The organism is Agaribacterium haliotis (genome assembly GCF_002312815.1).
Lineage (GTDB): Bacteria > Pseudomonadota > Gammaproteobacteria > Pseudomonadales > Cellvibrionaceae > Agaribacterium > Agaribacterium haliotis.
Map to the genome: position 1 here is coordinate 150377 of NZ_NKQJ01000008.1, position 14925 is coordinate 165301.

Sequence of the window (14925 nt, forward strand, 5' to 3'; positions counted from 1 at the left end):
GTCATGAAAGCAAAAGAACTTTTGTTTAAGCCTATTCTGGACAACAACCCAATTGCGCTTCAGGTGCTGGGTATTTGTTCTGCTCTGGCGGTAACTACCAGCCTGAACGTCACTTTGGTTATGTGTGTCGCTCTGACCTCTGTAACAGCGTTCTCGAACCTGTTTGTGTCGTTGATCCGCAATCACATTCCCAACAATATTCGTATCATCTGTCAGATGACCATTATTGCCTCGTTGGTGATCCTGGTTGATCAGGTGCTGAAAGCCGTTGCTTACGATATCTCTAAGCAGCTGTCTGTATTTGTTGGTCTGATCATTACTAACTGTATCGTAATGGGTCGCGCTGAAGCCTTTGCCATGAAAAATGGCCCGGGCGCGAGCTTCCTCGACGGTATTGGTAATGGCTTAGGTTACTCAGCGCTGCTGATCATCCTTGCGGTTTTGCGTGAGCTCTTTGGTGCCGGCAAGTTGATGGGTATTCAGGTTATGCCTGAAGGCTACATCGCCAACGGCATGATGCTGATTGCTCCAAGTGCGTTTTTCCTGATTGGTCTTCTGATCTGGGCTCTGCGTCAGTACAAAACTGACCAGGTAGAAGAGCCTGAGTTCAAGATTGCGCCCAATACTAAAAAGGCGGAGGCCCACTAATGGAAAATTTACTTAGTATCTTTGTTGAATCTATTTTCATCAAAAACATGGCCCTGGCGTTTTTCCTGGGTATGTGTACTTTCCTTGCGATCTCTAAAAAGATCGATGCGGCAATTGGCCTCGGTATTGCGGTTGTAGTTGTGCTCGGAATTACTGTTCCGGTTAACAATCTGCTTTATAACTACCTGCTTAAAGAGGGTGCTCTGGCTTGGGCTGGCATGCCTGAAGTGGATCTGAGTTTCCTCGGCCTGATCTGTTACATCGGTGTAATTGCGGCGATGGTACAGATTCTTGAGATGGTATTGGATAAGTACTTCCCGCCTCTGTACAACGCTCTGGGCGTATTCCTGCCGCTGATCACTGTGAACTGTGCCATCTTGGGTGGTGCACTTCTGATGGTTCAGCGCGAATACAACTTTGCCGAAAGTGTAAGCTTTGGCCTTGGTTCCGGTGTTGGCTGGGCATTGGCAATCACTGCGCTGGCAGCGATTCGCGAAAAAATGAAGTACAGCGACGTGCCAGCTGGCCTGCAGGGCCTTGGCATTACCTTTATCACTGTCGGTTTGATGTCGTTGGGCTTTCAGTCCTTCGGCGGCATCAGCCTGTAAGCGAGGGAATATAAATCATGACTGAGATTATCTTAGGTGTCGTGATGTTCACGGTTATCGTGCTCGCTTTGGTGGCGGTAATCTTGAGCGCACGCTCAAAACTGGTTAACAGCGGTGACATCACTATCGATGTTAACGGCGAAAAAACTTTAACGGTTCCTGCCGGTGGTAAGCTGATGCAAACCCTCGCCGCAGCGGACATCTTCCTGCCTTCTGCCTGTGGTGGCGGTGGTAGCTGTCAGCAGTGTACCTGTAAGGTCACTGAAGGCGGCGGTTCCATGCTGCCTACTGAAAAGGCTGCCTTCACTAAGCGTGAAGAAAAAGAAGGCTGGCGTTTAAGCTGTCAGGTGCCTGTTAAGCAGAGCATGAAGGTTGAAGTACCTGAAGAGGTGTTCGGTGTTAAGCAGTGGGTTTGTACTGTTGAATCTAACCCGAACATGGCGACCTTTATTAAAGAACTGACTCTTAAGCTGCCTGAAGGCGAGAACGTAGACTTCCGCGCCGGTGGTTATGTTCAGCTTGAGCGTCCTGCAGGTTCCGTTCAGTACAAAGACTTCGATATCGAAGAAGAGTACCGCGGTGACTGGGAGCGCTTTGGCTTCTTTAATCTGGAGTCGACTACGACTGAGCCTGTAATCCGTGCTTACTCGATGGCGAACTACCCGGAAGAGAAGGGTGTGGTTAAGTTCAATATTCGTATTGCAACGCCACCTCCGGGCAGCCAGGGTATTCCTGCTGGCCTGATGAGTTCTTTCGTATTTAACTTGAAGCCGGGTGACAAAGTGACTGTATTTGGTCCCTTTGGTGAGTTCTTCGCTAAAGACACCGATGCAGAGATGGTCTTTGTTGGTGGTGGTGCTGGTATGGCGCCTATGCGTTCGCATATCTTCGATCAGCTTAAGCGCCTGAAGACTAAGCGTAAGATGAGTTTCTGGTACGGTGCTCGTTCTTTGCGTGAGATGTTCTATCAGGACGAGTACGACATGCTGGCCGATGAGAACGATAACTTTGAATGGCACGTTGCACTTTCTGATCCTCAGCCTGAGGACAACTGGGAAGGCAAGACCGGCTTTATTCACAACGTTCTGTACGAGAGCTATCTGAAAGATCACCCGGCGCCGGAAGATTGTGAGTTCTACATGTGTGGGCCTCCAATGATGAACGCCGCTGTGATCAAGATGTTGAAAGACCTCGGTGTTGAGGATGAAAACATTCTGCTCGACGACTTCGGTGGTTAATTGTGAATGTTAGTGTAAACACACTCGGAAAAAGGCTGGTCTACCCAGCCTTTTTTTGTTGTCTGTTGCTGTTGGCGGCATGCAGCGAACGCAAAAGCGAGCAGTGGCAGCTTCAGGGTCCGACGATGGGCACGACTTACCACGTTAAGTTGACGCCTACCGATACCCTGGAGCTTGATCGGCAAGCTCTGCAGGCGCAGCTCGATACCGAGCTTCAAGCGATTAATCAGAGTATGTCGACCTATATCGCCGATTCGGAACTTAATCGTTTTAATCATGCCTCAGTGGGGGAGTGGTTTCGTGTTGAGCCTCAGTTGTGTCAGTTGATGGCGCTGGCCGGAGAAATTTACCGCGCAAGTGACGGCGCATTTGACCCGACCGTCGGGCCGCTGGTAAACCTTTGGGGCTTTGGCCCTGAAGCGCGGTCATCGATACCCAGTGAAGAAGCGCTGGCCAATGTGCGCGAGCGTATCGGCTACGATGCCTTAGAGCTTAATTGTTCTGAGAATTTAGTGCGCAAACACAAGGCCTTGTACATCGACTTAAGTGCCATCGCCAAGGGCTGGGCGGTTGATCATTTGGCGGCGTATCTGGATGCTTTGGGTGTGCGCAGTCACATGGTTGAAATTGGCGGCGAGCTAAGTCTGAGTGGCTTAAACGCTCAGGCTCAGGCGTGGCGTATTGCTGTTGAAAAGCCTGTGCTGGGCCAGGGCAGCGCCGCGCAGATTCTGGCGCTCAGCGATGTCGCGGTGGCGACCTCCGGAGACTATCGCAACTACTTTGAAGAAAACGGCAAGCGTTATTCCCATACGATTGACCCGGGTTCGGGCGCGCCGATTACTCACAAGCTCGCATCGGTAACCGTGATTGCCGCGAGTAGTGCCGAGGCGGACGCCTGGGCAACGGCGCTAAACGTACTCGGGCCTGAGCGCGGGCGCGCCGTCGCGGATAAGCTGCAGCTGGCGGCGTATTTTATTGTTCGTGGTGATGATGGCTTTGACGTAAACTACACACAAGCATTTGAGAAATACATGGTGAAATGATGACGACTTTTATCCTGGCGTTTGTTGTATTGCTGGTCATTGTCTGCGCAATGGCTATTGGTGTTATCCTCGGCCGCAAACCGATCAGCGGTTCGTGTGGCGGCATGTCGGCGCTCGGTATGGAAACAGAGTGTGATGTTTGCGGTGGCGATAAGGCCAAGTGCGACAAAGAGCAAAAAAAGAAAGTATCGGCTGGCGCAGGCGCTGACTTTTACGAAGCAAAATAATAATACTGAGAAGCGAGCGGAGCGCTTTCGTGCGTATGAATGATTTTCACTACGACGTTTTGATAATAGGTGCAGGGCCTGCCGGAGAGGCTGCGGCAATGGCTGCGGCAAAGAATGAATTGCAGGTCGCAGTGGTGGATGCGCGCTCGGCTCTCGGGGGCAATTGCACCCACAAAGGCACGATCCCATCGAAGTCGTTAAGGCAGACGATTAAGCGCTTAATTAAGTTTCGCAACAGCGCCGTCTATAAGCAGTTGGGGCAGAAGCCACACTTTACCTACCCCCAATTGCGAGATGCTGCCCTGCAGGTTATTCCAAAGCAGGTTGAAATGCGCACGGACTATTTTAATAAAAACCGCATACGTTATTTTCCGGGTTGGGCCGAGTTTGTTAGCGCAAATGAAGTGACCATTGCTTTGGAGGCCGGAGTCAGCGAAACAATTCGGGCAAAACATATTGTTATTGCCACCGGTTCGCGGCCGTATCAGCCGCAAGAAATTGATTTTCAGCACGAGCGCATTTACGACAGCGATAGTGTTCTGGATATGCAGCACACGCCGCGCACCTTAATTATTTACGGTGCCGGCGTCATTGGCTGTGAATACGCGTCTATTTTTGCCGCGCTCGGTGTCAAGGTTGATTTAATTAACAGCCGCGATCGTTTATTGAGTTTTCTCGACGATGAAATTTCCGATGCGCTTAGTTATCAGTTGCGCGATCACGGTGTTATGGTTCGTCACAATGAAAATTTTGTTGCCTGCGATGCCCATGAAAACGGCGTGGAGTTGGTGTTGGAAAGCGGCAAAAAGATTAAGGCTGACGCAATGTTGTGGTGCAATGGGCGCACAGGAAACACTGATAAACTGAGCCTGGATGCGCTTGGGCTCAGCGCAAATCATCGCGGTCAGCTTAAAGTGAACAATAAGTATCAGACCGATGTTGAAAATATTTATGCAGCCGGTGATGTCATTGGTTGGCCAAGTTTGGCCAGCGCCAGTTACGATCAGGGGCGAGCCATTGTTGATGTCATTATGGGGCGAGAGTCGCGCTTTATTTTAGATGCCCCCACCGGTATTTATACCTTGCCTGAAATTAGTTCGATTGGTCAGAATGAGCGCGAATTAACCGCGGCCAAAATACCTTACGAAGTTGGGCGTGCGTTTTTCAAAGACACGGCTCGCGGTCAGATTAGCGGTGAAGAAGAGGGTATGCTCAAGATCCTTTTTCACGCCGACAATTTACAGATTTTGGGTATACATTGTTTTGGCGCGGAGGCTTCGGAAATCATTCATATTGGCCAGGCAATTATGAGTCAGCAAGGCTCTGCAAACAGCGTCGAATACTTTGTCAATACAACCTTTAATTACCCGACAATGGCCGAGGCCTATCGTGTTGCTGCATTAAACGGTTTAAACCGTATTCACCGCAATATAGATTAGTTCGGTCGGGCTCAATGCAGTTTGGCGTGTGGCCGGGCGGGGCGTCCGGCGCTGCAGTCTTTATCGAGCAGCGCAAAGATCCTCAAGCAAAAGGCTGGCTTTGCCGGTAAAAATAAGTGTGAAGTTGTGAAGAAATTAAAGTGGCGGATACGGCTGCCGCTTTAATTCCTTTTTTGTTCAGCAGATAACAACGCTATTGTCGACGCCCATGGTTGTGGGCACGTATTTATCTGCGTCGTGATCGTTTTCCCAGCGTTCGCCGTCGAGCACGTAGCGATACTCATACTCTTCGCCGGGGTTGAGATCGAGAGTGGTGGCCATGGAGCCGTTCTTTTGTTTTCTCAGCATGGTTTCCTGGTATTTCCAGTCATTGAAGTCACCGGCCAGGTATATTTTTTTTGCCTCTTTGGCAAGTTCTTCCGGGGCTACGAACTTTACTTTGCAGACAGGTTTGGACTTAAGGTACTTCTTTTCAACACTCATTAGATGCTCTCCAGCAACATTTATAACTTATATGACTTAAAGCTAAAGTGGTAACGCAGATTCCATACCACGTTTTCGCGCATTATAAGGCCCTATATGAAACCGTGTATGTGTTTCAGTAAGGTTATAAGGATTCCCCTGCCAAAATTACGCGTCGAATTGAGCTAATAGACAATATAGCTGCTCTATCTGGAATTGCAGGCCCTGCTCGTAGCGCTTGATGTCATTGGCTACCATGGCGCTTCGATGGCTATGCTGCTGAGAGAAAATTTGTTCTCGGCTTAACCAGAGCGCCTCGTGGATGTCACTATCTAGGGTGTAATGCTCGAGTTGTTTAATGGCCTTGCACACAAAGCTGCATCGCAGGTAGGTGATGCCATTTGGTGCAGAAAATTGGCTAATGCCCAAAAAGGAGCTTGCCGTGACCTGCCAGCCTGTTTCTTCAAGGCATTCGCGCTCGACTGCTTGAATTAAGGATTCGCCATTCTCAACGTGGCCTGCTGGCTGATTGAGTTTGAGTTCTCCGTTACAGAGTTCTCTGACTAATAAGAATTTGTCATTTTGCTCAACAACCGCGGCGACAGTAAGGTGGGGCCGTTCGCTTGTAAGTGTCTGTTGCATCTGGAGTTCCTTATCTTTAGAAGCGCATACAAAGTTGCTATAATCCGGCCCCGCTTCTAAGGCCTTCGGGCCGACGCTCCTTGAACGAACCAGGTCCGGACTCGTCGCACAACGATGATGAGGAGCCTGCGTGGTTCTTAATTATTTACATAGGATACGTTATGACTAAAGAGAGAATAATTTACACTGAAACCGATGAGGCGCCGGCTCTGGCGACTTACTCGTTCCTGCCCGTAGTTCAGGCTTTTGCCAAAGCCGCTGGCGTTGATGTCGAGACCCGTGACATCTCTCTTTCCGGTCGTATTCTCGCAAATTTTGCCGATCTATTGCCAGAAGATCAGCGCATTGCCGATGCTTTGGCAGAGCTTGGCGAGTTGGCTAAAACGCCCGATGCAAACATTATCAAGCTGCCAAATATCAGTGCGTCAGTGCCGCAGTTAAAGGCCGCGATTAAGGAGCTCCAGGACAAAGGTTTTGCGCTGCCGGATTATCCGGAAGACGCGAGCAGCGACCAAGAAAAAGATGCTAAGGCGCGTTATGACCGCGTTAAAGGTTCGGCGGTTAACCCGGTTTTGCGCGAGGGCAACTCCGATCGCCGCGCCCCCGGTGCGGTCAAACAGTTCGCTAAAAATAATCCGCATTCAATGGGCGCCTGGAGCAAAGACTCCAAATCCCATGTTGCCAGTATGAGCGAAGGTGACTTCTATGGTTCCGAGCAAAGCTTGACACTGGCAAATGCCGACACCGTTAGTATTGTGCTGGAAAAAGCCGACGGCAGCAGTGAAACTCTCAAGCAAGGTCTGGCATTGCAGGCGGGTGAGATTATTGATTCGGCAGTGATGAGTAAACGCGCTCTGCGAGCTTTCCTGGCTGAGCAAGTACAGCAGGCCAAAGACGAAGATGTGTTGTTCTCGCTGCATATGAAAGCGACGATGATGAAAGTCAGTGACCCAATTATTTTTGGTCATATGGTCAGCGTGTTCTACAAAGATATCTTTGACAAGCACGCGGAGCTGCTTGAGAAGCTGGGTGTGGATGTGAACAATGGTTTTGGTGATCTTGTTGCTAAAATTGCCTCACTGCCGGACGAGCAGCGCGCCGAGATCGAAGCGGATATTGAAGCGCTTTACGCAAAGCAGCCCGCTTTGGCCATGGTCAACTCCGACAAAGGTATTACCAATCTGCATGTGCCGAGCGACATCATTATTGATGCGTCTATGCCGGCAATGATACGCACCTCGGGGCAAATGTGGGGTCCGGATGGCAAGCAGAAAGATACCAAGGCCGTCATTCCTGATCGCTGTTACAGCGGCGTTTATCAAGAGACGATCGACTTCTGTAAAGAAAATGGAGCGCTCGACCCGACAACTATGGGCACTGTTCCGAATGTTGGTTTGATGGCTCAGAAAGCCGAAGAGTATGGCTCTCACGATAAGACGTTTGAGCTGTCTGCTGCGGGCACCGTTAAGGTGCTGAATGCCGCCGGTGAAGTATTGATGAGTCACAGCGTCGAAGCGGGCGATATCTTCCGCATGTGCCAGGTGAAAGATGCGCCGATTCAGGATTGGGTAAAGCTTGCGGTTAATCGCGCTCGTGCCACCGGCAGCCCGGCCGTATTCTGGTTGGACGAAAATCGCGCTCACGATGCTCAGTTGATTGCCAAGGTGAATACCTACCTGAAAGATCACGATACCGATGGCCTGGAGCTGCATATCATGGCGCCCAAAGCGGCAACGCGTTTTTCTTTGCAGCGAATTGCCAAAGGTGAAGACACCATTTCTGTGACGGGTAATGTTCTGCGCGACTATTTGACGGACTTGTTCCCAATTCTAGAGCTGGGCACATCCGCTAAAATGCTGTCCATCGTTCCGCTGATGAATGGCGGTGGTTTATTTGAAACCGGAGCTGGTGGCTCCGCGCCCAAGCACGTTGAGCAGCTTGTTGATGAAAACCACTTGCGCTGGGATAGCCTCGGGGAGTTTCTGGCGCTGGCGGTGAGCTTTGAGCACCTCGCCGAGAAAAACGGCAACAAGAAGGCTGCTGTCTTAGCTAAGACGCTGGATGAAGCAACCGGGCAGTACTTGCTTAACAACAAAGCGCCTTCTCGTAAAACCGGTGAACTAGATAACCGGGGCAGTCATTTTTATGTCGCCCTTTATTGGGCCAAAGCTCTGGCGGCGCAGACTGAGGACGCTGAATTGAGCGCGGCGTTTTCGGCGCTGGCGGCACAGCTTGGTGACAATGAGGCCAAGATTGTTGAGGAGCTTAATTCAGTGCAGGGCAGCAAGCAGGATATAGGGGGCTACTACCGCCCAGATCCTCAGAAAGCGGCCAAGGTTATGCGTCCGAGTGCGAGCTTTAATGCGGCAATTGATGCGTTATAAGTTTAAAAAAGGCCGGTAATACCGGCCTTTTTTAATTGGGCCTAAGCCAAGTTTTTTGTTGTGTGTGTTTTTAAGCGCTGCTGGCGTGCAGCTCGGTGTTGGTGTTTATGTCTGCCCCGATGACTTTTATTTGTTTGGCGTGTCCGCCTTTATCTGTATCGGAAAGCTCGTAGCTAACGTTTTGTCCGGCTTTGAGCGTTTTGTAGCCGTCCATCTCTATGGATGAATAGTGGGCAAATAGATCATCGCCGCCGCCTTCGGGCAAAATAAAGCCAAAACCTTTTGCGTTGTTAAACCACTTAACAGTTCCGGTAGGCATGGTAGATATCCTTGAAGTCTAGTTAAGCTTGGCGCTTTAACTTACCCAAGCTGAGCTGAATTGGCTGAGCTTAGGTGAGATCTTTAAAGCTGCTTAAGCATTATTATTATCGATTCGTCAGCGTCTCTGCCGACAGGCTCTTTTTAACCAAGCCCCGGTGAATTGTCAACTTTTTGTACAGTAATGCATACCTTGTGCTCTGCACCGCTTCAAAGCGCACAAGCTCAGCTTTGGGGCGCCTTTTGTGTTGAGGCTATGCTTTGTTGTTTAGCTCTTGTTTGAGCGCAGTACAACAAAAAATACGACAAAATAACGCTTTTAATATATAGCGCTGTCCACGATGGCTGTTTTTTGCTGCGAGTGTTCGGTACTTTCTAGTAAACTGGGGCCACTGTTATACGCCCACGGTAAGACAATGCGTAATCTTGTTTTTTCTCAACTAACCTTAAGTAAGGAAGATGAATGGCACGCCGACTTTGACGGCTCGGTCGCCCTTCAGGAACAAAAGCCCAAGTTAAAGCGTCCATCTATGTACAAGGTCGTGTTATTGAACGATGACTATACCCCGATGGAATTTGTGGTTGATATTTTGCAACGCTTTTTTTCAATGGATAGGGAAAAGGCTACGGGGGTCATGTTAATGGTCCATACTCAGGGAAAGGGCGTATGTGGAATATTCACGAGGGACATTGCTGAAACTAAGGCCGCGCAGGTAAATGCGTACTCGCAACAAAACGAACATCCTCTGTTGTGTGAGATAGAACCTTCAGACGACGAGGGCGAATAGCGATAAGGTTAAGGTGCTTATGCTTAGTAAAGAGCTAGAAACAACATTAAATACGGCGTTTAAGGGTGCGCGTTCAAAGCGCCACGAATATATGACGGTCGAGCATTTGTTGTTGGCATTACTAGATAATGACAGTGCGTCCAAGGTATTAACGGCCTGCGGGCTGGATATCAGTGTGTTGCGCCGGGATTTAAGTGATTTTGTTGACTCAACGACACCACTTATTCCCGAGGACGATGCCGAGCGAGAAACTCAGCCAACACTGGGTTTTCAGCGTGTATTACAGCGCGCTGTTTTTCATGTTCAAAGCTCCGGAAAAAATGAAGTCACAGGCGCTAATGTGCTGGTGGCAATTTACAGTGAGCAAGAAAGTCAGGCGGTTTATTACCTCAAAAAACAAGATGTCGCCCGAATTGATGTGGTCAACTACATCACTCACGGTATCAGTAAGGTCGGTGGCAGCTCTGACCATGGTGAACACGGCGCGGAAGGTGCTCAAGAAGAGGAGGTGGTAGCGGGGCAAGATGCTCAGCAAAGCCCACTTGAAGCGTACGCGACCAATTTAAACGAAGAGGCCTTGATTGGGCGCATTGACCCGTTGGTGGGGCGCGACGAAGAAGTTGAGCGCGTGGTACAAGTCTTGGCGCGCAGACGTAAAAACAACCCGCTGCTGGTTGGTGAAAGCGGTGTTGGTAAGACCGCCATTGCCGAGGGTTTAGCCAAAAAAATCATTGACGGTGATGTGCCTGAGGTATTGGAAGAAAGCACCGTTTATTCGCTTGATCTCGGCTCTTTGCTCGCCGGTACGAAGTATCGCGGCGATTTCGAGAAGCGCTTTAAAGGGCTGTTAGCCGAGCTTCGCAAGCGCGAACACGCGGTGTTGTTTATTGATGAAATTCACACGATTATCGGTGCTGGCGCCGCCTCTGGCGGGGTTATGGATGCGTCGAATCTGCTTAAGCCGCTGCTGACCAGTGGTGAGCTGCGCTGCATTGGTTCGACTACTTTCCAGGAGTACCGGGGTATTTTTGATAAGGACAGGGCGCTGTCTCGTCGCTTTCAGAAAATCGATGTCGAAGAGCCGAGTGTTGACGACACCTATCGAATCTTGCGCGGTTTGAAATCCCGCTTTGAGAAACACCACAACTTAAAATACACAGATACTGCTCTAAAAGCGGCAGCAGAGTTGGCTGATCGTTATATTAGCGATCGCTTTATGCCCGATAAAGCTATTGATGTGATTGATGAAGCTGGCGCTTATCAGCGTTTAAGGCCTGAGAACAAGCGCAAGAAAGTTGTCGGGGTGCGCGATATTGAAGAGGTTGTTTCAAAGATAGCCCGCGTACCGGCCAAAACGGTCAATAGCGACGACAAGCAGCAGTTGGCCAAGCTTGAAGAGACATTGCGCATGACGGTCTTTGGGCAAGATGAGGCCATCGACAATGTCGCATCGTGTATCAAGCTAAATCGAGCCGGGCTCACCGCTCACGATAAGCCCATCGGTGCGTTTTTGTTTGCCGGGCCGACCGGTGTCGGGAAAACCGAGCTCTGTAAGCAGCTGGCCGGCGCCATGGGCGTCAACTTGGTTCGTTTTGATATGAGTGAGTACATGGAGGCGCACACGGTTTCGCGCCTGATTGGTGCTCCTCCGGGTTATGTTGGTTTTGATCAGGGCGGTTTGTTGACCGAGGCCGTGACCAAGCAACCGCACTGCGTGCTGCTGCTCGATGAGATTGAGAAGGCTCACCCAGATGTGTTTAACCTGCTCTTGCAGGTAATGGATCACGGCAGCTTGACGGATAACAACGGCCGCTCAGCAGATTTTCGCAATGTTGTATTAATTATGACAACCAACGCGGGGGCAGCCGAGATGAGCCGCAGTTCAATCGGCTTTAAGACTCAGGATCACAGTACTGATGGAATGGAAACCATTAAGCGCACTTTTACTCCGGAGTTTCGTAACCGCCTTGATGCCATCATTCAGTTTGGTGCCTTGAGCCTGGATATTGTCAAAACTGTGGTCGACAAATTCCTTATGGAGCTGCAAACCCAGTTAGATGATAAGCGTGTTAGCTTGGACATCAGTGAAGAGGCGCGCAATTGGCTTGCCGTAAATGGTTATGACCCTCAAATGGGGGCGAGGCCGATGGCGCGGATTATTCAGGAGCGCGTGAAAAAGCCGCTTGCTGAAATGGTGCTTTTTGGTTCGCTTTCGGATAAAGGTGGGACCGTTAAAGTCGATGTTGAGGACGATCAGTTGGTGCTTGAAGAGGAAGAGCTGGTCAGCTAGCAAATTAACGTATAGAAAACAAAAGGCCGGGTAAGTGTTGCTTGCCCGGCCTTTTTTGTATCTTCAGTTGGCTCTTGGCTTAACGAGCGCGATAGGTGATGCGACCTTTGCTCAGGTCATAAGGCGTCATTTCAACCTTAACTTTGTCACCAGTGAGAATACGGATGTAGTTTTTGCGCATCTTGCCAGAAATGTGGGCGGTGATAACGTGCCCGTTTTCCAGTTTGACTCTGAACGTGGTATTTGGAAGCGTGTCGATGACTTCGCCTTCAAGTTCAAAGTTGTCTTCTTTCGCCATTCGGCTGCTACCTCAAAGTTTTGCTTTGCTAAGAAAGGCGGCAATTCTGCCTTAGCGGCACAGCTTAAGCAAGGCGAAAAGTGCAGAAATGGCGCAAATTGCGTAGTTTTGCGCCGTAATTACATGAACGCTGGCGCTTAGTCGTAGCTTCGCCAGTGGCCGTCGTGCAATAGTTGGTAGGGGCGATACTGAGCTTTGTAAGCCATCTTCCGGCATTCTTTAATCAGGTAGCCAAGATAAAGGTGGGGGAGCTGGTGTTGGCGGGCCCAAAGAATTTGAAACAGCACATTAAAGCTGCCGAGACTGCGCTTATCTTCATCGGGGTCGAAAAAACTGTACATCGCACTGATGCCGTCGGAAAGTAAGTCAATCACGGCAACAGAGAGTAATTTTTGCTGTTGGTCTCGAAAACAAAGGTAGCGGGTGATACCCCAGGCATCAGCCAGGAATTCCTGAAACTGATCTCGCTTCGGTGGGTACATTTCACCGTCGCGATGGCGAGCTTGAATATAGCGCGCGTAGAGCTCGTAGTGCTCATCGGTGTCGATGTCGCGGCGCAGTTCACAGCTGAGATCTTCATTGCGTTTCATGCAGCGGCGCTGGCTGCGGTTTGCTGTGAAAAGCTCGGTCAGTACACGCATAGGTTGGCAGGCCTGACAGCTTGCACAGCGGGGTTTGTAGACGTGTTGGCCGCTGCGCCGAAAACCAAAGGCCGACAGGGTGCTGTAGAGACTGCCGCTTAGCTGCTGCTGCGGGTCGACAAAAATATTACTCGCCTGCTTGTCGGCGAGGTAGCCGCAATCGTGCGCGGCTGTTTGAAAAAAGCGAAGTTCACTCAGATCCGTCAAAACCGTGTTTCCCAAGGGACCAATGTTGCTGCCAGTTTTGATTTTGCTCTTCGCTTAGGGCGAGTGCAAGTTTGTGTTCAAACTCCGCTCTATCGAGTTCACTGGCGCCAAAGCTGGCCAGATAGCTGGTGTGTACCTGGCAGTCTATGAGCTTGAAATTCCAGCGTTGCAGCTGGATCAGCAGCGATGCAAACGCGAGCTTTGATGCGCCGCTGCGGCGTGAAAACATCGACTCGCCAAAAAAAACAGAACCCAGTGCGAGGCCGTATAGCCCGCCAACAAGCTCGCCATCACGCCAGGCTTCGACGCTGTGGGCGAGGCCCTGCTGGTGCAGTTTGCTGTATGCGCTTAGCATCGAGTCGGTGATCCAGGTGCCGTCTTGCCCCGGTCGGTCTATATCGGCGCAATGCATCATCACTTGCTCAAAAGCAGAATCAACTTTAATGCTGAACGGTTGTTTGCGGGCGAGTTTTTTTAAGCTTCGGTTAAGGTGGGCAGCCTTGGGTGCAAGGCACATGCGCGGAGATGGGCTCCACCACAATATGGGTTGGCCGTCTTCAAACCACGGGAAGATACCGCGGCGGTAAGCCGCAACTAGAGTTTCAGGCTTAAGATTGCCACCTGCGGCAAGAAGACCGTTTGGCTCCTCTAGCGCCAGGTGGCTGGGCGGAAAGGCTGGATGCTTATCATCCAGCCAAAGCAGGGCGCTCACTATTCGTCGAGGAAGCGCTCCGCGTCGAGAGCAGCCATACAGCCAGAGCCAGCAGAGGTAACTGCTTGGCGGTAGATGTGGTCGGCGACGTCGCCGGCGGCAAATACGCCGGGGATGCTGGTTTGTGTTGCGTTGCCATTGAGGCCGCTGTTGACAACCAGGTAGCCGTCTTTCATTTCAAGCTGGCCCTTGAACAGGTCGGTATTGGGTTTGTGGCCAATGGCAACAAACAGGCCGCTGAGCTCGATTTCGGTGCTGCTATCGTCCACGGTGGACTTGGCGCGCAAGCCGGTCACACCGGCGTCGTCACCGAGCACTTCGTCGAGCTGGTGGTTCCAGAGAATGTTGATGTTGCCGTTTTTCTCTTTCTCGAGCAGGCGCTCCTGCAAGATTTTCTCTGCGCGCAGGCTGTCGCGGCGGTGAATAAGAGTCACTTCTGAGGCGATGTTAGACAGGTACAGCGCTTCTTCAACAGCGGTATTACCGCCGCCGATTACGGCAACTTTTTGATCGCGATAGAAAAAACCGTCGCAGGTAGCACAAGCGCTGACGCCGCGGCCCTGGAAGGCCTGCTCGCTTTCAAGGCCGAGATATTGAGCTGAGGCGCCGGTACAGATGATCAGCGCGTCACAGGTGTAGGTCTCGTTGCCTTTGAGCACAAAAGGGCGCTGACTCAGGTCGCAGTTTTCGATGTGATCAAAAATAATTTCAGTGTCAAAGCGCTCAGCGTGCTGCTGCATTTTAACCATTAAGTCGGGGCCTTGAAGGTCCGGGTCGCCCGCAGGCCAGTTCTCAACTTCGGTCGTGGTGGTCAGCTGGCCGCCTTGCTGCATGCCAGTGATAACAACGGGGTTGAGGTTTGCGCGTGCGGCGTAGATCGCGGCAGTGTAACCGGCAGGGCCTGAGCCCAGAATAATCAACGGGTGATGTTTGCTTTCGCTCATAAGATATTTAGTCCGTCAGCAGGAAAAATCAGCGCA

The 14925-nt window shown here is 50.8% G+C and carries 16 protein-coding genes; 9 read left to right on the forward strand and 7 right to left on the reverse strand.

Translation table 11 applies throughout. From position 1 onward, the window contains the following. Window positions 1-3 precede the first annotated feature (3 nt). The 6 genes from CFK45_RS10975 to sthA are packed head-to-tail and all read left to right on the forward strand — an operon-like array spanning window position 4 to window position 5203. Window positions 4-648 carry an NADH:ubiquinone reductase (Na(+)-transporting) subunit D gene (locus CFK45_RS10975; protein ID WP_096086484.1) on the forward strand — a complete coding sequence of 215 codons (645 nt, stop codon included), beginning with the start codon at window positions 4-6 and terminating at the stop codon, window positions 646-648. After that, window positions 648-1256 carry an NADH:ubiquinone reductase (Na(+)-transporting) subunit E gene (nqrE, locus tag CFK45_RS10980; RefSeq protein WP_096086485.1) on the forward strand — a complete coding sequence of 203 codons (609 nt, stop codon included), beginning with the start codon at window positions 648-650 and terminating at the stop codon, window positions 1254-1256. Before CFK45_RS10975 ends, nqrE begins: the two co-directional genes overlap by 1 nt. A gap of 14 nt (window positions 1257-1270) precedes the next feature. Continuing rightward, window positions 1271-2494 (forward strand): NADH:ubiquinone reductase (Na(+)-transporting) subunit F, encoded by a 1224-nt coding sequence (gene nqrF, locus CFK45_RS10985; protein ID WP_192870761.1) that lies wholly within the window; start codon window positions 1271-1273, stop codon window positions 2492-2494. A gap of 2 nt (window positions 2495-2496) precedes the next feature. Continuing rightward, complete coding sequence (locus CFK45_RS10990; protein ID WP_096086487.1) at window positions 2497-3537, forward strand: FAD:protein FMN transferase; 1041 nt, start codon at window positions 2497-2499, stop codon at window positions 3535-3537. Beyond that, complete coding sequence (nqrM, locus tag CFK45_RS10995; RefSeq protein WP_096086488.1) at window positions 3537-3764, forward strand: (Na+)-NQR maturation NqrM; 228 nt, start codon at window positions 3537-3539, stop codon at window positions 3762-3764. The genes CFK45_RS10990 and nqrM overlap by 1 nt, the downstream gene beginning before the upstream one ends. Before the next feature lie 35 nt (window positions 3765-3799). Beyond that, window positions 3800-5203: a Si-specific NAD(P)(+) transhydrogenase gene (gene sthA, locus CFK45_RS11000; protein WP_096086489.1), complete on the forward strand. Its 1404-nt coding sequence runs from the start codon at window positions 3800-3802 to the stop codon at window positions 5201-5203. Between the two features lie 177 nt (window positions 5204-5380). Here the strand turns inward: sthA and CFK45_RS11005 are convergent, their stop codons facing one another. Together CFK45_RS11005 and CFK45_RS11010 are read right to left on the reverse strand one after the other, a co-directional pair. Then, on the reverse strand, window positions 5381-5686 hold the full coding sequence (locus tag CFK45_RS11005; RefSeq protein WP_096086490.1) for an isoamylase early set domain-containing protein: 306 nt from the start codon (window positions 5684-5686) through the stop codon (window positions 5381-5383). A 147-nt stretch (window positions 5687-5833) separates the two neighbouring features. Further along, complete coding sequence (locus CFK45_RS11010; protein WP_096086491.1) at window positions 5834-6307, reverse strand: NUDIX domain-containing protein; 474 nt, start codon at window positions 6305-6307, stop codon at window positions 5834-5836. Window positions 6308-6468: 161 nt separating this feature from the next. Here CFK45_RS11010 and CFK45_RS11015 point away from each other — a divergent pair, with 161 nt between their 5' ends. Beyond that, complete coding sequence (locus CFK45_RS11015) at window positions 6469-8691, forward strand: NADP-dependent isocitrate dehydrogenase (RefSeq protein ID WP_096086492.1); 2223 nt, start codon at window positions 6469-6471, stop codon at window positions 8689-8691. A gap of 70 nt (window positions 8692-8761) precedes the next feature. Here CFK45_RS11015 and cspD read toward each other — a convergent pair whose 3' ends face one another. Next, window positions 8762-9010 (reverse strand): cold shock domain-containing protein CspD, encoded by a 249-nt coding sequence (cspD, locus tag CFK45_RS11020; protein WP_096086493.1) that lies wholly within the window; start codon window positions 9008-9010, stop codon window positions 8762-8764. Window positions 9011-9425: 415 nt separating this feature from the next. On the opposite strand from cspD, the gene clpS reads away from it, so the two are divergent. Together clpS and clpA are read left to right on the forward strand one after the other, a co-directional pair. Continuing rightward, window positions 9426-9797, forward strand: coding sequence for an ATP-dependent Clp protease adapter ClpS (gene clpS / locus CFK45_RS11025; RefSeq protein ID WP_096086557.1), 372 nt, complete (start codon window positions 9426-9428; stop codon window positions 9795-9797). 19 nt (window positions 9798-9816) lie between these two features. Then, a complete protein-coding gene (clpA, locus tag CFK45_RS11030; protein ID WP_096086494.1) occupies window positions 9817-12087 on the forward strand; it encodes an ATP-dependent Clp protease ATP-binding subunit ClpA in 2271 nt (756 codons plus the stop codon). Window positions 12088-12166: 79 nt separating this feature from the next. Here clpA and infA read toward each other — a convergent pair whose 3' ends face one another. The 4 genes from infA to trxB all read right to left on the reverse strand — a co-directional run bounded on the left by infA (window position 12167) and on the right by trxB (window position 14889). Then, window positions 12167-12385 (reverse strand): translation initiation factor IF-1, encoded by a 219-nt coding sequence (infA, locus tag CFK45_RS11035; protein ID WP_096086495.1) that lies wholly within the window; start codon window positions 12383-12385, stop codon window positions 12167-12169. A 137-nt stretch (window positions 12386-12522) separates the two neighbouring features. Then, entirely contained in the window at window positions 12523-13233 is a 711-nt protein-coding gene (locus CFK45_RS11040; RefSeq protein ID WP_096086496.1) for an arginyltransferase, read from the reverse strand. Then, window positions 13217-13945: a leucyl/phenylalanyl-tRNA--protein transferase gene (gene aat / locus CFK45_RS11045; protein ID WP_096086497.1), complete on the reverse strand. Its 729-nt coding sequence runs from the start codon at window positions 13943-13945 to the stop codon at window positions 13217-13219. Before aat ends, CFK45_RS11040 begins: the two co-directional genes overlap by 17 nt. Then, the gene (trxB, locus tag CFK45_RS11050; RefSeq protein ID WP_096086498.1) at window positions 13945-14889 is read right to left on the reverse strand and encodes a thioredoxin-disulfide reductase; all 945 of its coding nucleotides are present in this window, start codon (window positions 14887-14889) and stop codon (window positions 13945-13947) included. The genes aat and trxB overlap by 1 nt, the downstream gene beginning before the upstream one ends. Window positions 14890-14925 lie beyond the last annotated feature (36 nt).